This is a genomic window from Saccharicrinis carchari (genome assembly GCF_900182605.1).
Lineage (GTDB): Bacteria > Bacteroidota > Bacteroidia > Bacteroidales > Marinilabiliaceae > Saccharicrinis > Saccharicrinis carchari.
This window is the reverse complement of sequence record NZ_FXTB01000001.1, coordinates 1234293-1254872: the sequence shown is the minus strand read 5'-3', so window position 1 is coordinate 1254872 and position 20580 is coordinate 1234293. Positions and strand designations below refer to the sequence as shown.

Below are 20580 nucleotides of genomic sequence, written 5' to 3'. Positions count from 1 at the left end.
TTAGGAATATTTTTATTAAAATACGAAATTAATTAATTCGTATGGCTTAAAATAATTATAACGGAAAAGCAGCGGTAAAATTTTACAAACCTGCTTAATTGTAGGATGAAACTTCATTGTAAATCTATAGGTATAATCGAAATTTACAATGCTTGTTTTACTTACCTTATTTGCATTGTTTGCAGCGTAGAAAATATGACGTATCTTGCGGTAATATTTAAAAAAAACAGATAAGATGGCAAGTATTAGAGAATTAAAAAAAGACATTAATTATTTAGCCTCCGAAGTAGTTACGCAAGGTTTAATGAAACTTACTTTGATAGATAATATTAAAGATGAAGATGTTTCTCCTATTTTGGGTGAAGCAATTGAAATGCGAAACGAATTTGTGGCCAGGGCAAACCATCCCGACGGTAAGGATAACCCCAAGCTGGTAAAGCGATACTATTCGAAACTTCGTGCTGACTTGATGAATAAGACAATGGAATTGCTTACCAAGATTCAAGAATTGAAATAATTATTGAGCATAGAGTACAATAGTTTGCGTTAAAAATATGTTCCCCCTGTTTGTGGCGAGCAACTTGTCAGCTGCAAGCAGGGGATGTTTTCGGGAAATAAGGGTAACAATCAGGGGGATAGTTATTTCCATTTTAAACTACCTTAATCAAAATCCAGGGTTAGTTGTACCGGCATATTCTCGTGCTTGCCGTCATCTAAATTTGAAATACTTAAGCCCATCAGTCGTACGCTTCGGTCAAACACTACCTGATTAAGTAATGCATGCGCAATTTCTGAAAGTGTATCGGGTGTTTCTATTTTTTGTACTGTGGTTTTGCTATACGTATGCTGTTTAAAATCATTAAACTTTATTTTTAAGGTAACTGTTCTTCCGTACATTTGTGTACGGATAGTACGCCGCCACAAACCATTGATCAGAACGTTCAGTTGGTCTGTTCTTTCCCTTAAAGTGGTTAAATTTTCGCCATACGTGTTTTCTATACCCACTGATTTGCGCGTGCGGTTGGCTACAACAGGTCTGTCGTCCTGGCCTCTGCAGATGGAATAAAAAAAACGACCTGCTTTTCCAAAGTGCTTAACCAATCCGTTCAGACTCCAGGCCTGCATATCTTTGCCACTGAAAATACCCAGGTGGTTCATTTTTTCGGAGGTCTTTTTGCCTACACCGTAAAATTCTTTAACAGGTAATTGCTCTATAAAAGGCAGTACCTGATCTGGTTTAATCACAAATAAGCCGTTTGGTTTGTTTTTACCGGAGGCAATTTTAGCCAAAAACTTGTTTACGCTGATGCCAGCCGATGCTGTTAATTTCGTTTCATCTTCGATGCGCTGCTGTATTTCGCGTGCAATAAGGGTAGCCGACCTGTAATTTTTTTTGTTGGTGCTCACATCTAAAAAAGCTTCATCTATGCTCAAAGGTTCTACCTTGTCGGTATAGTCATGCAATATATCCATTACCTGTGCCGATACGGATTTGTATACATCAAAACGATGTGGCTGGAAAATTAAATGCGGACATTTTTTTAGTGCCGTGCGCGATGGCATGGCCGAATATATCCCGTATTTCCGTGCCTCGTAGCTGGCAGCAGCTATCACTCCACGTTGTGAGGCGCTACCCACTACTACTGGCTTGCCCTTGAGCTGTGGGAAGTCGCGTTGTTCTACGGAAGCAAAAAACGCATCCATATCGATGTGAATAATCTTTCGCTGCACCTCTTTTCCCTCTCCCGAAATCATTATATTGTAGCTAAGTTGTTTAACATCCGCTCTTTCACATGAATGTATCATGCGCATTGATTCTTATTTATTTAATGTAATTTTCCATTCAAAACTATCAATAAAAGATGATAATATTTAACTGATGACTAAAATTGAGATTAAATTATCAAAGGATGGTTCGCATACTTTGTATGTGCCCGCACTAAACGAGCATTACCATTCTGTTAATGGAGCGGTAAACGAAGCGATGCATGTGTTTATTCAGGCCGGCTTAAAACATGTTCAAACAAATCAGGTAAATATTTTGGAGTTTGGCTTTGGTACCGGGTTAAATGCGTTTTTGAGTGCTGTAAACAGCGGTGAAATGGAGGTGCACTATTGTACGTTGGAAAAATATCCGCTGGATATGGAAACTATAAAACAATTGAATTATGGAGCTTTGTTTGATGGACAATTTAAAGCGCTGTTTAAAAAAATACACCAGGTGCCTTGGGGAAGAGAAAATGCGCTTGACTCGCGCTTTTTCCTTACCAAGCAGCAGTGCGACTTTACAAAATATAAACCAGAAAATAAGTATCATATAATCTACTTCGATGCTTTTGCTCCTGACATACAACCCAAGCTATGGAGTAGCGCGGTGTTTCAGAAGGCGTACAATGCTTTACTGCCGGGAGGTGTACTGACTACCTATTGTGCCAAAGGAATTGTGCGGCGTACGATGCAGGATGTTGGTTTTAAAGTGGAACGTATGCCCGGACCACCCGGGAAACGCGAAATGTTAAGAGCCATTAAAATATAATTAACAGGCTAAGCTGCAATTATAGTATGTTGTATTATAGTATGTTGTATATAGGGATATTGTTCTTGAGTTAATCTACTGCCTTTTTCGGTGATAATTTTATGGTTCATTTATGGTGCATGAAATGCTGTAATTCTTTAAAAATATTCGACTTATTTTTGCATAAGGTAGAAAAATGGGCTTACCACAGCTACTTTTGTAAAAAATTACAAAAGAATTTGCAGATATAAAAAAAACGCCGTAAACTTGTATTTCCAAAACAATGATACTTTACAAATGATCTACTGGAATTCTAAGGTTCAAAATAATTTGACTGGAATTGATAAAAAGAAATTTCTCACAAAAAAGAGAATCATTAAATATTTGTATCGTCACGGTTCGCTCAGTGGAACTGACATTGCCCAAGCTTTTAATTTGAGTTCGCCTACCACACATAGTTATATCAATGAGCTTATCGAAGAAAAACTTGTAGAGTCGAGAGGCAAGGGTGAATCAATTGGTGGCAGGCGCCCTAATATTTACGGATTGGTAAAAAACTCTGTTTATCTTCTTGGTATCGATTTAGGACGAAAGCGCGTTTCTGTTGCTCTTTACAATAACGAATTGCAAAATATCTCCGGAACAAAAACACGTAAAATTAAATTGGGTAACGATCTGGGACTGATTGATGATATTTGTGCTTTTTCAAGCGAGGTTATCCATGAAATAGGTATCAGCAAAGAAAAAATATTAGGTGTAGGTATCAATATTCCAGGATTGGTGGATTCCGATTCAGGAATCAGTTTTACCTATCTATCATCAACGGATAAATCATTGCAACACACTTTCGAGGATAAGCTGAATTTGCCGGTATATATCGAAAATGACTCCAAAGCTCGTGCTCTTGCCGAATGGCGTCTCGGCCTGGCAAGTCATTCAAAAAATGCTTTGGTAATACAACTGGATTGGGGTGTAGGAATGGGTATGATTTTAAACGGAAAGCTATATAAAGGCAATTCCGGATTGGCAGGAGAATTTAGTCATATTTTAATTGAGGAGGATGGTGAATTGTGCATTTGTGGCAAATGCGGTTGTTTGGAAACTATTGCCTCAGGAATGGCTATGGTAAAACAAGCTACTTTGGAACTGAAAAATAATGCCAAATCGGTGTTGCATCGTTTTGTAACAGACACAGAAAGCCAAATATCGCCCGAGGACATAGTGAATGCTGCCCGGGAGGGCGATCAGTTTGCTATAAACCTGATAAATAATATGGGCCAAAAATTAGGTAAAGGCATCTCGTATCTCTTACAAATACTCAACCCCGAGCTAATTATTTTAGGAGGTACCGTTTCAAGAGCCAATGAATATCTCTTGACCCCGATTAAACAATCCCTTTTAACTTATTGTATTCCAAAACTAAGGGAGGATACCAGGCTTATGGTTTCGGAGTTGGGTAAAGATGCCGGAGTGTTGGGGGCCATCTCAGTTGTGTTAGAAAGATCTATATACACTAGATAATCAAGCAGCCCTTAGATAAAAGATTGTGTAATAGCGTATTATAAATAATAGTAAATTCAATAAAAATCGATAATGTTATGAGTAGCAAAGCCTTTACAGAAGTAGAAAAGAGTTTTTTTCAAAAATCAGGAGTGAAGAAAACAACCACCAAAATTAATTACATACCGGTGGATAACTTTCCCAAATTGGGTATGTTCACCGCGCTGCGTTTTTTGGAGTGGGTAGCCGAAAACCCAGAGGGTGTAATCAGTTTGCCTACAGGAAAAACACCAGAGTATTTTATACGATGGACACAGTTTTTACTCGAAAACTGGGACAATGCGGAGGGCAAAAAGATTCGTGACGAGAACGGGTTGAAGGTAAAAAACAAGCCCGATTTGAGCAAGCTTCAGTTTGTGCAGATAGATGAGTTTTACCCCATCAGTTCAACACAAAAAAATAGTTTTTACCATTATGTAAATGAGTATTATATCAAAGGTTTTGGTCTGGATCCTAAACGTGCTTTGCTTATTAACTCAGATGAAATTCCTCTGGTAGACGGTAAGCACTTTTCAGAGGTGTTTCCGGATAGTATTGTAGATGTTTCTTTACGTTATCGTTCGGCCAAAACACCACAAGAAAAAGAACAGCAGCAATCGATCTTCTTAATCGACGATTGGTGTGTGGAGTACGAGCGTAAGATCAGAGATAAAGGGGGTATAGGATTTTTCTTGGGAGGTATCGGCCCTGATGGACACATTGCCTTTAATACACGTGGATCCGACCATTTTTGCACAACGCGCTTAACTAAAACAAACTTCGAATGTCAGGCTCAGGCAGCAGGCGATTTGGGTGGAATTGAGGTTTCTAAAAATCGATTGGTTATCACCATCGGACTGGATACCATTACACACAACAAAGATGCTGTAGCATTGATATTTGCTGCCGGAGAGGCCAAAGCTGGGGTTGTTAAAAACGCATTAGAGCAGGAACCGGCTGTTATGTATCCCGCTACCGTACTGCAACGACTGCCCAATAGTAGGTTTTATATCACCAAGAGTGCAGGCCTAAAGCTTCATGATAGCGTGGATGCCTATTATAGAGAGGGTGAGTGGACGATGGAGAAAACAGAAAGATCCATCATTGACCTATGCCGACGCATTAACAAGTATGGTCCTAACCTGGAGCTTTCGGATTTAAAAACAGATCCATATACTAGCCTCATTCCTAATTTATCCTTAGAAACTGTAGAAGAGGTGATGGAAAGGGTAAAAGCCAAGATACAAGCCGGCTTAAAGCCCGAAGAAAATCAAGTGTTTTACCACACCGGGCCACACCACGATGATGTTCAATTGGGTATTCAGCCCCATGTAAACCGTATTTTAAGAGAAGAGAGTAATAAGTCGATATTTTCTGTGTTAACTTCCGGATTTACCGCTGTTACCAACGACTTTATTACCGAAACACTACAAAACACTAAAAAATTCCTCGACCAGGGAAAAATTCAAATGGTGGAGTATCCCGATTTCTTTGAGTCCGGATATAAGTTTAAGTGGGACAAGGATGTATATCATTTCTTAATTAATGTAGCTTCCAAAAACCCCGAAGGAAGGGATCGTGGTTTAAGTCACCGCGTGGTGCGTGCCATTGTAGAAATATGGCAGGTTAAATCGAAAGAGGAATTGCGAAACACCATCAATGCGATATTGGCCAACATTGCCGAGAGCTACGATGGACAAAAGAATCCACCCAAGATTCAGAAGATTAAAGGTATGGTTCGCGAGTTTGAGGAGGAGCTGGTATGGGCACATTCAGGAGTACAGGTTAAAAATGTACGTCACTTGCGCTTAGGATTTTATACAGGAGATATTTTTACTGAGCAGCCGGAACGCGGCCGGGATGTAGCACCTATTTTGGAAGAGTTCAGAAAAGAAAAGCCAACGGTTATCAGCTTGGCACTCGACCCCGAAGGTAGCGGACCCGATACCCACTACAAAGTACTACAGGCAATTGCCGAAGCTGTGCGTATGTGGCAAAAGGAAGAGGATTTGAGCAATCTGCGCATATGGGGCTATCGCAACGTTTGGTTTAAGTTTGCTCCTTCCGAAGCAAATGTAATTGTACCCGTAAGCCTCAATGCAATGAGTGTGTTGGATAAATCCTTTAGCGATTGTTACCTGAGTCAGGTTAATGCTTCGTTCCCAAGTCATGAGCTGGATGGTAAATTTAGTGATCTGGCACAACAAATTTGGGTTGAACAACTCGGTAATATTCAGTACCTCTTAGGTAAAGATTATTTTTATACCAACGAGGATTCCAGAATACGTGCCAGTCATGGTCTTATCTACTTTAAGGAAATGAATGTAGAGGAGTTCCTAAACCAGGCCAGGGAGTTGGAAAAATCAATGGAAGGATAATTTATCTTATTCTAATAATGCAATGGCCAATTACCCATCAGAGGTAATTGGTCATTGGCATTTTAAGAACCGAACTTACGGAGGATTCACCCTACAGATTAGCCAGAGCTTATTCTGCAATCAAAGTCAACTATAAACAGAAAAAAGATGAATAAAACACAAAACAATACCATTCCTTTTATTGCCGAACTCGGAGATTTAACTTCGAGGCAAAAAAGAGATTTGATTACAGAGCGTGGTTTCGAGGGAAAGATTGACCAGCTCAACTGGAAGGAATATAGCTATAAGCCAGCAGCAAAGTTTAAGCTGGCTCATAACGGTCAATATCTTTTCATCCTTTTTAATGTAGATGAAAAAAATGTGAGAGCTACCTATGTAAACGATAACGACTCGGTTTGGGAAGATAGCTGTGTGGAAGCTTTTATTTCGACAGAAAAAGGTGGCGAGTATTTTAATTTTGAGTTTTCGTGTATCGGAACCGCGCTGGCCGGCGTGGGCAAACATCGTGACGATAGGGTGCGGATGAGCCAAAGTAAAACAAGCCTTATAAAAAGAGAGACTTCACTGGGCAAGGAAATTATAGGCAAAGAAAACGTGGATGCCCAATGGTGGTTGCTGGCACAGATACCCTTTGATATGATAAAAGTAGAAAAAGGGCAAACCATTTATTGCAACTTTTATAAGTGTGGCGACGAAACAAAGTATCCGCATTTTGTAAGCTGGCAGCCCATTGATACCCCGAAGCCCGATTTCCACCAACCGAAATTCTTTGGCGAGCTTAAGTTGCAATAACGCTTCACCTGGAGCAAAGGCTAAAGTAATTTGAAAACCGTATTGCCGGGCAACTGTTAAATGCATGCTTACATGTGCATTCTTTTATCGGAAAGGCTCACAACCACCCCGTCTGCTATTTCGTACCTCAATATCATCCACCCCGCCTTTTTTAAGGCGGGGAATCGTTGTAGCTTGCATTTCTATAATACGCCAATCACTCCGCTGCAAATAATGCTTTCTCTTTTTTGGCTTGGAGCTGATAAGTCCTTAAAATAATGCAGAGTTTTATCACCGGAGGCGGCTCTTCCCCTTTTTCCGTAAAAAAAAAAGGGGAAGTACTGCAACGAAGTTGCAGGGATGGGGTCTATACGCTTTATTTTTTGATGTGGGTTATTTCAGTGGCAAGATTTCAGAGGCAAGGCTTCACAACCACCCCGTCTGCTATTCGTACCTCATAGCATCCATCCCTCCATTTTTAAGTCGGGGAATCGTTGTAGCTTGCATTTCTATAATAGACCAATTCCCCCGCTGTAAATAAATACTCTCCTTTTTTTTGGTAAAAGAATAGAGCCTTTAAATCTCTATCGGTATGATTTTGAAATCAAATATAAATGGTAAAATTATAGTCGCACCCCGAGGTTTAAAAACAAACCTACATACTGAACACCAAACACCGGGGCACCGATTACCGATTACCGAACACAGCTTTCCTTTCGCTTTAAACCCACCATACACAGCTTCATACACCCATAAAGCCCCTTCCTGCAATTTTCTGAAAATAGCTACACACAAGCGAGTAGTTTTGTCATTCAAAAAAAATAAAATCAAAATCATGACAAAAAGAATTTTGCAGTCGTTAATAATACTGCTGACAGTTGGAATTGGATTTTCGGCATGTGGAACAGAAAAACCTACCGAGGTCCCAAAAGCCAGATATGTAAAGGTGGAAAAAATAAATATGGGCATCGATAATAAAGAGATTGTGTTTCATGGTCAGCTAAAGGAAAAAAGAGATGTTAACGTGGCTTTTAAGGTAGGTGGCGATGTATATGAAGTATTGGCCAGCGAAGGCGACTATGTAAAAGAAGGTCAGGTGATTGCCAGAGTCAATCCACGCGATTATAAAATAAAACTACAGTCGGCATCGGCGCAATACAAACATGCTAAGGGCGAGTATGCGCGTTACAAGGAGCTATACAAAAAAAATAAGCTCCCTATTAACACGCTGGAAAGTTTAGAAGCCGCTTATCTATCCACAAAAAGTGCTTACGAGTCGGCTCAAAATGCTTTGGACGACACCGAGCTTAAAGCACCCTTCGATGGCTATATCTATCGCAAGCACATTGACAAAGCCGAGAACGTAACACCGGGTAAACCTATCTACTCCCTGCTCGATGTAAGTCATCTCGAAGTACGTTTTAGTTTGCCCGAGAGCAAAGTGAACCTGGCTTCGGAATTTGAAAAGATAAGCTGCGATATTCCAAATGCCAAAATGTATAACATGCCCGCCAGGTTGCTGTCAGTAAACGAAAAATCAAACGGTAACGATATGTTCGATGTGCGTTTGCAGGTAGATAATGATAAGTTGAATAGCTTAAAGCCTGGCATGTCGGTAGCCATAAAAATAAAGATGCCGGCTGTAGCAGAGCCTACATTAAATGTACCAGTAGAATCTGTTTTCTATAAAAATGGCAAGGCTTACGTATGGATTCTAAATCCCGAAGATTCTGTTGTGTTAAGCCAGGAAGTTAAAATAAAGGAATTCGAAAACAAAGGTTACCTATCCGTAATGGCCGGTTTAAGGGGCGACGAATATGTAGTTACCGCAGGTGTACACAGCCTAAGCGAAAATCAAAGTGTAAAAAAGCTGTAGACATATTTAGAACAACAGCTTATATCGTAATTAACTATTTAATATGTTAGATAAAATATTATCAAAAAAAGCTTTTTTGAGCTTCGTTTTTATTTCGCTTGTGGTGGGAGGCATCATGTCCTTTGGTTCCATGGGTAAGCTCGAAGATCCCGAAATACCTGTTAAGGCGGCAGTGGTGATTACATCCTATCCCGGAGCCACTGCTAAGGAAGTAGAGAAAGAAGTTACCGACATTCTCGAAAAGGCTATTCAGCGCCTCGAACACATCGATCATATTGAGTCACGATCCATGCCCGGTTTGTCCGAGATACAAATAACCATCGAATCGGGTGTGCCCAGTTCCCAATTACCCCAGCTATGGGATCACCTGCGACGTAAAGTAAACGATGCCAAGGGTGGGCTTCCCAGCGGTGCAGGAGCACCTAATATTAACGATGACTTTGGCGATGTGAGTGGTATATTTATGGCTATCTCTAACGATGGTCATGATTATTACGATTTCCAGAACTATGTGGACGATATCAGCAAAGAATTGTTAGATATTAATGGTGTAAAGCGTATAGAAACATTCGGTAAGCAGCGAGAGGTAGTAAATATAAGTTTCAATAACGAATATTTTGCCACCCTGGGTGTTAATCCAATGATGATTTTTCAGGCTTTTCACGATCAGGGGCAAACGGTGGATGCCGGTAGTTTTGTGTCCGGCAGTCAGCGAATACGCGTAAACATAGGCAACAAATTTCAAAGTATCGACGAAATAAAAAACTTTGAAGTTAAGCTTAGTAATGGTGGGCGTTACCGTTTGGGACAGATCGCCAGAGTAACAAGAGATTTTTACGATCCCGTAACCGAGCGCCTAAAGTACAATGGATTTCCTGCGATTAGCCTGGCGCTCTCGATGGAGGCAGGCGGTAACGTGATTGAGTTGGGTGAAAGAGTGGAGGAGCGTTTGCAAAAAATAGAGGAATCCTTGCCCGTAGGCATCGAAATTCATCCGGTGTATTTTCAGCATAAAAATGTGGATGATGCAATCAATGATTTTATGATCAACCTGATAGAGTCGGTGCTTATTGTGGTAGTAGTGCTTTTGCTGGCTATGGGCTTCAGAGCCGGCCTGCTGATAGCTAGTGGACTGGTGTTTACCATTCTTACCACTTTTATTGTAATGGGTGCCACAGGTATTGAACTGCACCGTGTATCCCTGGCAGCTATTATTATTGCCATGGGTATGTTGGTCGATAACTCCATTGTGGTAGTTGATGGCATATTGGTTGATCTGCAAAAAGGAATAAAGCAAAAGAAAGCTTTTGTGGCTACGGCTAAAAAATCGGCTATGCCCTTATTGGGTGCCACCTTGGTGGCCATTCTGGCTTTTCTTCCATTGGCCTTTAACTCAACGGCGGCTGGTGAGTTTTTAAGACCTTTGTTTTATGTGCTCGCCATATCCTTGTTTTTAAGTTGGATATTGGCCTTGATACAAACCCCATTTATGGCGCAGTTTTTTTATCGTAAAGGGCGACAGAAAAAAAGTAAATCGGGTGAGATAGAAACAAACCAAGGTGTTTTTTATAGATGGTTTGATAAGGTGATACGATTTTCGTTGTTGCACAAAAGCATGATGGCCATCCTAATGGTGGTGCTATTGGTGGCTTCGTTTTGGTCTTTTAAGTTTGTGAAAAAAGATTTTTTCCCCAACTCACCATACAACCAGTTTCTGTTAGAATACTACTTGCCCGAAGGCAGTGATGTAAGTCAGGTAGAAACAGACCTGGAACTGGTACAAAAAGAAATAAGCCAATGGGAAGAAATAGATTTTGTGGTTAGCGCTCTGGTTCGTACGCCGGTACGCTACACCTTGAGCCGACCCATGAACTCCATGAACATGAACTATGGTGAGTTGATTATATCTTTAAAAAGCGAAGATGATTTAAACCCCGTAAAGCAAAGGCTTCAGGAGTATGTTAGCCAAAATTATCCACAAGCCGATGCCCGAACGAGGAATTACTCTTCCATGGGTGGCGATTATAAAATACAAGCCATGTTTCAGGGGCCCGATGACAAGGTGCTCTTCCAGTTGGCCGAACAAGCCAAAGCAATTATGCGCAAAGAGGAAATGGCGGCCTTTGTAAACGACAACTGGCGAAATCCGGTGAAAACGCTGAGCCCAAAATACTCGCAAGAAAAGGCACGTAAGCTGGGGGTTACCAGGGGCGATATGGCCAGGGCGATAGCTATAGCCACTTCCGGTCATCCTGTAGGCTCATTTTATGATGGAGAGTACAGGTTGCCGGTAATGTTAAAGCTCAATAAAACCGTAGCTGACGATGTAAATCAAATAGCTAGTATCCCTGTATGGGCGGGCTTGCCAACCAGCGTTTCGTTGGAGCAGTTAGTCGATTCTATCGATATGGAATGGGAGTACAACGTGGTGCGCAGGTACGATGCTAAACGATCCATCAAGGTACAGGCCGATCCCGCTCCGGGATTCACAGGGGTTCAGCTGCAAACGGCATTGACCAAAAAAATAGAAGCTATACCCTTACCTGAGGGCTATACCTTAAAGTGGCTGGGCGAAATTGATAGCAGCACCAAAGCCAATGCTGCTTTGGCTGAGAACATGCCTTTGGCTTTTTTGCTGATGGTGATTATTATTATCGGGCTGTTCGGTAACTTCAGGCAGCCTTTTATAATACTTTGCCTTATGCCTCTTAGCTTTGTGGGTGTTATCCTGGGCTTTCAGGTAACAGGTATATCCTTTGGATTTTTTTCCATCATAGGAACGCTTGGATTAATGGGCATGATGATAAAAAATGCGGTTGTACTGTTAGACGAAATTAATGTAGAGATAAAAGAAGGAAGGGATAAACTCACTGCTGTAATTAATTCGGCAGTATCCAGGTTACGCCCCGTTATGATGGCCTCACTCACCACTATTTTAGGTATGCTTCCTTTATTGTGGGACGAAATGTTTAAAACGATGGCGGTAGCTATAATGTTTGGTTTGCTGGTGGGTACCATTATAACATTGATTGTTGTGCCGGTTTTATATACGGTGTTTTATAGGGTGAATACCAAAGCTTTGCGAAAGTAAAAGCGGAAAGCAAAGATTGAAGGAACTAAAATCCCGATGCCTAAAGTTTAATTTCTTCGGGAGCGGAAAGCGTAAAGCAGAGAGTGGTGGGTTGAACCTCGGAGTGCGACTTTAACAAAGCTGTAAATGTCGCGCCCCGAGTAAGTGACCGTAAAGCGGAGAGTGGAAAGAGCGTATAGCTGAGAGGAGTTTTGGGAGGATGAGAGTGCTATTTGATCCCCATCCCTATGCCTGCGGCATAGTACTTCCCCTTTTTTCCAAATAAAAATGGGAAGAGCATACGTGACGCTTAAGATAAGTTTGCGCAATGACTCTCACTAAGACGGCTCTTCCCTCTCCCATTTTCTGGGGGAGGGGGAAGTACCGCACCAAAGGTGTGGGGATGGGGGTCAACAATACAGCAGCTTATATTTATTAATCTTGATACTTGATACTTTTATCTTGCTACTTGATACTCTGTACTTGATACTAATTTTATAAAAACAAATGAGAAATTTTATAGTATTTATTGGAATATTTATTGTTAGCCATACCTACGCGCAACAAGCTATCTCGCTGGACGAATGTCGCAGCATGGCCCTGGAAAATAATAAAACGCTAAAGCAATCCCGGGCAAAATACCTTGAAGCGGAAGCTAATAAAAAGCAAGCTCGTACAGCGTACCTGCCAAAAATAGACGGTAGTGCTACTGCTTCCATTATGCCAAATCTGGACAATATAGAAGTTCCGGCCATGGATATAGAAGTGAACGATGCCGGGGGCAATGCTACAGGTAATGTGGTTTCTTTTCCGGGTATAACCCTACAAACCGAAAATTTAAAAATGTACAGCGCTTCGGCAGCCATGCAAATTCCCATTTACATGGGAGGTGCCATACGCTATGCCAACAAAATGGCCGACAAGGGCGTAGAAATAGCGCAACAATCCTATGAATTACAAACGGACCAGGTGATTTACAATACCGATGAAGCCTATTGGCGATTGGCAGCTTTTAAAGAACAATTAAAGGTTGCAAGCAAGTATTACGAAATGCTGGACTCGCTGGAACAACAGATGAATGATATGTACGAACTGGGATTGAGTCCGAAAAGTGAAAAACTAAAAGTGACCGTTCAGAAAAATCAAGCCCAGCTAAATCTGGTACGTGCTAAGAATGCCTATAAGGTGATGATGATGAATTTGTGCCAAATAATTGGTCTGGACATCAACAGCAGCATTGAAGTAAACGCCCCCTTAAACGAGGAACCCGTAATGCTGAACATGCAAAACAGTGTAGTGTCGGCCATGGGTAAGCGTAACGAACTTAAAATACTGGATGGTCAGGTGAGTCTTTCAGAACTCCGGAAAAAGAGTATTTCGAGTACCTACCTCCCGCAATTGGGGGCTCAGGTAAGCTATGGTTACAACGAAATACCCAACTTGTACGATGGTGATTTTACTACAACGGCCGGAGCTAGCTTGTCTATACCCATCATACATTGGCGCGAGAAAAAGCATAAAAAGGATGTGGCTCGTTTCCAAAAGCAACAAGCGCAATATCAATTAGACCAAACGCGCGAACTGATAGAGGTGGAAGTGCAACGCAGTATCATTCAGGTAACCGAAGCCTATGAGTCTATTGTATTGGCACAAAAAAGTAAAGGCGAAGCCATTGAAACGCTCGATGAGGTGAGTGCCAGTTTCGATGCCGGATTAAATACTACCACAGATGTGCTCAATGCTCAGGCCTCCTGGCTTAGTGCAAACGCCCAATTATTAGATGCCCTCGCTACTTACGAAATATCAAAGACAGCTTATTACAAGGCCATTGGTGGGTTAGAAGTATCCGGAATTCAGTAAGGGGCAGTGATTAATGTATTAGTATTTGGTTGATATATTTTGTTTTACAGGAGTATTAACCCCCATCCCCGCGCCTTACGCACGCGCCATAGCATTAACGTAGCAGCACGGCACGGTACTTCCCCCTCCCTCACGAAAATGTGAGGGGGAAGAGTTAACGTGACGCATAAAAATAATTTAATGTGGTTATATCAGCAGACGGCTCTTCCCCTTCCCTTTTGGAGGGATAGCCTGTTCCGAATTATTTCGGAAGGGAAGTACTACTACGCAGTAGTAGGGATGGGGGTTAACGCAGCTTTTTAAAATAATTCAACCATCCGAACACCGAACACCGAACACCAATTTACCGAACATCGAAACACCGCACACTCCTTTTCCCTATCTTTATCATTAATTAAAAAGTAAGCATATGCAGCGCAAGCCAATATTGTTAATACACTTTAAAAAACGTCTGGGATTAGAGGTTTTAATGGGCACGCTATTTTATTTTGTGTTAAGTACAACCTTCTATAAAGAGGTGCCATACCGTTGGCAGGGATATTTATTATCTGTGTTGATATTTTTTTTATTGAGCGAAGGAACGTTTAGCTTTAACAAACTGATAGCCAAAAAATACCCTTGGCACACCCATACCCTTAGGCGTATAATTATGCTCGTAAGCTTTACGGCTATTTGGTTTACTGGAATTGGATTTTTTTCGCACCTCGTAAAGCCTGCTGTCGAACAAAATCTTATTATCCCCCCATCCATGTACAATGCCAGCGTAGTAATGACCTTGTTGTTTGTTACTATCTACATCATTTTGCTATTTGCCTATAATTACCATCAAAGCCTGAGTGAAGCATTGTTGGAGAATGAACGGCTAAAGCAAGAGAAGATAACACAAGATTATCAGTCGTTACAGGATCAGCTGAATCCACATTTTTTATTTAATAACCTGAATACCCTCATGGCTATTATCCGCCACGATAAAGATGCTGCTATACGTTTTACCAGTAACTTTTCTGATGTGTATCGATATGTGCTTCAGAGTAATAAACGAAATTCGGTAAGCCTTAAAGAGGAGCTTCGATTTATTGAAAGTTATTGGGCGCTGCACAAAGAACGACTGGGCGAGGGACTCATTGTTGAAGCAGATATAGACAAAAGATTGTTGGATTGGCACCTGCCTCCCCTTAGTTTGCAATTATTGGTAGAAAATGCCGTTAAACACAATGTAGCTACAAAACTGTCGCCATTAACCATCCGTGTTTACACAAAAAATAATAAGTTAGTAGTGAGCAATAATTTGAATGTTAAAAATACCACTTACTCCACAAAAACCGGATGTGAAAATTTAAAGAAACGATACGCTTTTTTAACCGATGAAAAAGTAGTTATAGACAAGCGGGAAAATGAATTTAAAGTACAACTACCTTTAATTGAACAATAAAAATATGTAATATTATGGATGTAAACGTGATTATTGTTGAAGACGAAATGCACGGAGCTCAAATGATGAAGGACATGATTCTTGAACTTCGTCCGGCCTGGAAGGTGTTGACCATACTGCAAAGTATACAGGAAACGGTAGCTTGGCTTAAGGAAAATAAGCATCCCAATATCATATTTCTGGATATTGAGCTGGCCGACGGCAACTCCTTTGCCATCTTTGATCAGGTAAAGGTGGAATGTGGCATTATTTTCACAACCGCCTACAATGAGTTTGCACTTAAAGCCTTCGACCTCAATAGTATCGATTATCTTTTAAAACCAATTAAGGAGGAGGACTTAGCGCGTTCCATCCTAAAATACGAAAGCGCTGTTGAAAGTATAAGTAAAGGTTTGGAACAGGAATCATTTATCGATTATCAACAATTGGCCAAAAGCATTATATCGTCAAAAGGAGGGTATCGTAAACGTTTTCTGATTTCCCGACGCGAATCGTATTTTAAACTGTCGGTTGAAGATATTGCCTACTTTTATTTTGATGCCCGTATTACCTTTGCGGTTACTTTCGAGGGCATGGAGCATTCCATCAATATGCCCCTGGATAAACTCGAAGAGGAATTGGATCCGGCCATGTTCTTCCGCAGCAACCGTCAAACCATTGTAAATATTGAGGCTATCGATCGGTTTGAGACTTACTTTAACGGTAAGTTGATCGTTAAATTGGTGAATAAACTGAACGATAAAATAATGGTGAGTCGCAGTAAGGCCGGTCCATTTAAGGAGTGGATGAATCAGTAATAATAAATTACTTTTTAAAGGATTCCACTTTTTTATATATAGATGGACAGACTTGCAGTATAAAATAAATGCAGCTTTTTTAGTAAAGTCTAATTATCTTGCAAACGAAAATTTTTTATGGATGCGGATAAAATTATTTTTTTTGCTTCTGTTGCTATGCTTGCCTTGTTTTACGCAAGCCAAAGGCAATACTATCTATAAGTCTAAATCTATTTCGGGTAATTATGGGCTTTCGCAAAACTCTGTACATTCCATTGTTCGCGATCATGTGGGGTATATTTGGCTGGGAACAGCTCATGGTTTAAACCGTTTTGATGGAAACAAGCTTGTGAAATATTTTCACAATGCCGAAGATGCCTACTCCATATCATCTAATAATATTCTATTAATTTACGAGGATAGGGATGGTAATATTTGGCTTTCAACGCCGGAGGGGATTAACCGGTACGATAGGAAAAACGACCGTTTTGTGCGTTTTGTATTTAGCAAAACCATGGGCGCTTCCTGCATTTATGAAACAGCGGATGAACTTTGGTTTCCGGATACAGCATGGAAGTTTCATGTGTATAATAAAAAGGATAAAAGCTACACAACTAAGGAAATATTAGCTCCAAACTCCGGCCACAGTGCCTCTATTCATATAAACAAAATACTTCCTTTCGACCAGAATAACCTGCTGGTAGCTACCTATTCAGAGGGGCTGTTTTTAATGAATAAAAAAACAACTAAGCTTACTGTGTTTTGTCCGCTGCCCACCAGTGAAAAGCGAGGGCTGGTAATATTGGATGATTTTATATACTGTGCAACATATACCCATGTTTACCAATTGTCCCATAAGGGGGAAGTAATCAGGACTTTTAATCAGGATAATTCGGGGCTCCAATCTAATATTATATTGGATATGGAATTTAATCCTCAGGATAGTACGCTCTGGGTAGCTACGGATGGGGCTGGAATACAAATGTTTGATGCTTTTTTTAAGCATGTCAATTCTCTTCAAATTGGCCCTAAAGCGTTGGATGTACTTACAGATAATTCTATTAACGATATCACCATCCATCGCGATGGAATGGTGTTTTTAGGAACGGTTCGTTCGGGTGGGTTAATATTATATCCATCTTATTTTCAACAATTCCCCTATGCCAATCAAAGTAAATACGGACCTTCAAATAAAACCGTATTGTGTATTTACGAAGATGATGAGGCTAATATATGGTTGGGTACCGATGGGGGAGGTTTAAACCGTTTTGACCGCGAAAGGTTAACGTTTGATCATTTTGGCGTTGCTGATGGGCTAAAGATAACCTCTATAGTCCAGTTTTCTACCGATTTTTTACTGGTTGGTTCTTATGCCAGAGGTTTATTATTTTTTAATAAAAGGACACAACGTTTTAGCGATGCCCACCAAAATCCTCTTTTTGCTAAAATACGGAAAAATGCCACCCATACTTTATTTAGAGATTCTAAGGGGGATATCTGGATTTCGGACGGTAGATTGTGTAAAATAAACAGAGCAGAGCAAAAAACTCAAATCCTGAGCCAAACCATGGGTAATTTTTTTCAGGAAATGAGCCCGATGTTTATCTCGGCGATGGAAAATAAGGAGGGTGTTATTTGGTTTTCAACCTATGGCGGTATGTATGCTTATTCGGTGCCCCAGCAAAAATTTACAGATCGTATTCCTTTGTCTAATACACCTCCTAGCTTTGGCCGTGCGGTTAACGCAATGGTATCCGATACAGCCGGTAATTTGGTGTTTGGCACAGATAAGGGGCTGCTTTATTACGATCTTGAAACAAAACATATATCGGGATATATTAGCAACATCAATTACAAAAACCTGATGTTCCAATCCTTATACTTCGATGGAGATCATAATTTATGGATTGGTTCCAACGAAGGCGTGGTGCGTATCATCAAAAAGAAAGAAAAGGAAAATATATTCATGTTCAATACATTGGATAATAAAAGCAGTCTCGAATACTTTCAGGGTGCCATATTAAAATCTACCGACGAAAAGCTCTATTTGGGAAGTAACGAAGGTTTAACCCGTTTCAATCCCAAAAATATAAAACCCCATATGGATAGTCCGGCCACGGTCATCACTTCTTTTTATATGTTAACTTCAGAAAAGGAAGGACTCAAGGATTCTATTTTGTCTATAAACGTATTTAAGAACGACTCAATTATTCTTGATTATTCAACGGCATCCTATCAGTTTAATTTTAATGCCTTTGACATCCCGTTCTCTGAAACTACCCAATATGCCTACCAATTATATCCTTTCGAGAAAATATGGCATACTGGCAAAGGCAATGCGGCCATCTATTCTAATTTATCGGCAGGTACCTATACCTTTAGGGTAAAAGCACAAAACCGAAATGGTATATGGAATACCGACAGCACTAATATACAGCTTACCATATTGCCCCCATGGTGGAATACCATCTGGTTTAAATTGTTATTGCTCCTGTTTTTTATGGCAATTGCCTATTTGGTATGGCGAGCCAGCCTGCAACGTGCAAAGCTTCGTCAGGAGGTTGCCATAAAAGAGAGAGAAAAGGAGCGGCTCAACGAAATTAACCAAATGAAACTCCGTTTTTTCACCAATATTTCGCACGAATTAAAAACACCACTTACCTTAATATACAATCCGCTGGACCACCTTGTTAAAACAGGAGGCAGTGATAGTGAATTTAGAACAATGCTGCCTTTTTTGTACCGTAACGCCCATCGTATGACTTTGTTGATCGATCAAATTCTCGATTTCAGGAAGTCGGAACTTTCTGTGCTCAGGCTTATGGTTAGTAAAGGCGATGTTGTGGCTGATTGCAAACAGGTGTTGACCTATTTTGAACATCAAGCGCGTATCGAAAATGTCCATTTAAAATTTCGTAGCTATCCCGATTGTATCGAGGCCTGGTACGACGCTGATATGTTGTTTAAAATAGTGTCGAACCTTATTTCAAATGCACTAAAAAACACACGGGCAAATGGCTCTGTGCTTCTCTCGGTAATTGCTTCGGAGAGTAGTGTTATCCTCGAGGTCGAGGATACCGGATCGGGTATCCCAGCCGACGATTTAAATTTGATTTTTGAACGTTATTATCAGGTAGGTAATAGCATTAAGGGTACGGGCATTGGCTTGGCACTTACGCACAGACTCGTGAAACTGCACCATGGGCAAATAAAAGTAAGTAGCCGGGTTGGCCGGGGAACGACCTTTACCGTTACCCTACCGTTGGGCCATAGTCATTTTAAAAAGGAAGACTTTGTAACCAAAAAAACCGACAGATCATTGTCGCCTGCACCATATAACCTGGCAGAATCTTTTTTGGATAACTCAGATACGCACGATATCAGTATTTTAATTGTGGAAGATGAGTGGGAGCTACGTGAATACATAGCTAAATTATTGCAAAATTCCTTTCGTATCATTACGGCAAAAAACGGGAGAGAAGCACTGGACATATTGCAGAGCAAAGAGCCCGACCTGATTATTACTGATGTGATGATGCCTCACATGGATGGTATAGAATTTTGTAAAACCTTAAAGTCCGATCTTCGCATCAGTCATATACCGGTGCTTATGCTCACGGCTCGTACATCAGTGCAAAGCCAAATACAAGGGTTAAAATCAGGTGCCGATGCCTACATGCCCAAGCCCTTTAATACCCAATTGTTGTTTACACAAATTAAAGCGATACTTAACAACCGGCAAATTGTAAAGGAACGGTTTAGCCATGATTTAGGATTAAAAACCGATGAGGTGAGCCAGAGCGCTGCCGACGAAAAATTTTTGCATAAGGCCATCTGTATCGTGGAGCAAAATATGGAAGACCCGGGTTTTGATGTGGCTGCTTTTGTGAAACAAATGGCTATGAGTCGTACTTTAGTTTACAATAAAATAAAAGCTATTGCCGGCAAACCAATCAAAGATTTTATTATCAATATTAAGCTCCGTAAAGCGGCCGAATTGTTAAGAAAAACAGACAAACCGGTTTCTGAAATATCCGTTTTATGCGGTTTTGCCGATGCGTCGTATTTTTCGGTGGTGTTTAAACGCCACTTTAAGCAGTCGCCCACAAACTATCGGAATAAAGTGTAAGAATTGGGTAGTCCGTGTTTTTACTGCACAAAAAACGGGTGTTTTTTTCATTAGCTAACAATCCAGATTCATAGTAAGTACTGAGGTTTCGTAGCCATTTGGGTTTAATATGGGTAAAAACCATATATAAGTTAATCGTTCCGTCCCAAAGGAAACCATAGTACCTTTTCTTTTACAAAGTGCATAGTTTTTTAAGCACTTCCTAATACTTGCCAACAACGCTAAATTAAAATA

Annotated in this window: 12 protein-coding genes; 11 read left to right on the top strand and 1 reads right to left on the bottom strand. The window is 40.6% G+C overall.

Features of this window, described 5'->3' with window-relative positions; all coding sequences use genetic code 11:
• Positions 1–235: 235 nt before the first annotated feature.
• Entirely contained in the window at positions 236–517 is a 282-nt protein-coding gene (locus tag FN809_RS04485; RefSeq protein ID WP_142532249.1) for a hypothetical protein, read from the top strand.
• A 143-nt stretch (positions 518–660) separates the two neighbouring features.
• Here FN809_RS04485 and dinB read toward each other — a convergent pair whose 3' ends face one another.
• Entirely contained in the window at positions 661–1806 is a 1146-nt protein-coding gene (gene dinB / locus FN809_RS04480) for a DNA polymerase IV (RefSeq protein ID WP_246095444.1), read from the bottom strand.
• 73 nt (positions 1807–1879) lie between these two features.
• Here dinB and mnmD point away from each other — a divergent pair, with 73 nt between their 5' ends.
• From mnmD to FN809_RS04430, 10 genes are all read left to right on the top strand, one after another.
• Positions 1880–2536, top strand: coding sequence for a tRNA (5-methylaminomethyl-2-thiouridine)(34)-methyltransferase MnmD (mnmD, locus tag FN809_RS04475; RefSeq protein ID WP_185957441.1), 657 nt, complete (start codon positions 1880–1882; stop codon positions 2534–2536).
• Positions 2537–2845: 309 nt separating this feature from the next.
• Entirely contained in the window at positions 2846–4036 is a 1191-nt protein-coding gene (locus FN809_RS04470; RefSeq protein ID WP_185957440.1) for an ROK family transcriptional regulator, read from the top strand.
• 77 nt (positions 4037–4113) lie between these two features.
• The gene (locus tag FN809_RS04465; RefSeq protein WP_142532246.1) at positions 4114–6432 is read left to right on the top strand and encodes a glucosamine-6-phosphate isomerase; all 2319 of its coding nucleotides are present in this window, start codon (positions 4114–4116) and stop codon (positions 6430–6432) included.
• A 147-nt stretch (positions 6433–6579) separates the two neighbouring features.
• Positions 6580–7224 (top strand): carbohydrate-binding family 9-like protein, encoded by a 645-nt coding sequence (locus tag FN809_RS04460; RefSeq protein ID WP_142532245.1) that lies wholly within the window; start codon positions 6580–6582, stop codon positions 7222–7224.
• A gap of 814 nt (positions 7225–8038) precedes the next feature.
• Positions 8039–9079, top strand: coding sequence for an efflux RND transporter periplasmic adaptor subunit (locus tag FN809_RS04455; protein WP_185957439.1), 1041 nt, complete (start codon positions 8039–8041; stop codon positions 9077–9079).
• Positions 9080–9122: 43 nt separating this feature from the next.
• Complete coding sequence (locus tag FN809_RS04450; RefSeq protein ID WP_142532243.1) at positions 9123–12170, top strand: efflux RND transporter permease subunit; 3048 nt, start codon at positions 9123–9125, stop codon at positions 12168–12170.
• Between the two features lie 486 nt (positions 12171–12656).
• Entirely contained in the window at positions 12657–14009 is a 1353-nt protein-coding gene (locus FN809_RS04445) for a TolC family protein (RefSeq protein WP_142532242.1), read from the top strand.
• Between the two features lie 409 nt (positions 14010–14418).
• Positions 14419–15441: a sensor histidine kinase gene (locus tag FN809_RS04440; protein WP_246095443.1), complete on the top strand. Its 1023-nt coding sequence runs from the start codon at positions 14419–14421 to the stop codon at positions 15439–15441.
• A gap of 14 nt (positions 15442–15455) precedes the next feature.
• Positions 15456–16238 (top strand): LytR/AlgR family response regulator transcription factor, encoded by a 783-nt coding sequence (locus FN809_RS04435; protein ID WP_142532241.1) that lies wholly within the window; start codon positions 15456–15458, stop codon positions 16236–16238.
• A 121-nt stretch (positions 16239–16359) separates the two neighbouring features.
• Positions 16360–20346: a hybrid sensor histidine kinase/response regulator transcription factor gene (locus FN809_RS04430; protein WP_142532240.1), complete on the top strand. Its 3987-nt coding sequence runs from the start codon at positions 16360–16362 to the stop codon at positions 20344–20346.
• Positions 20347–20580: the final 234 nt, after the last annotated feature.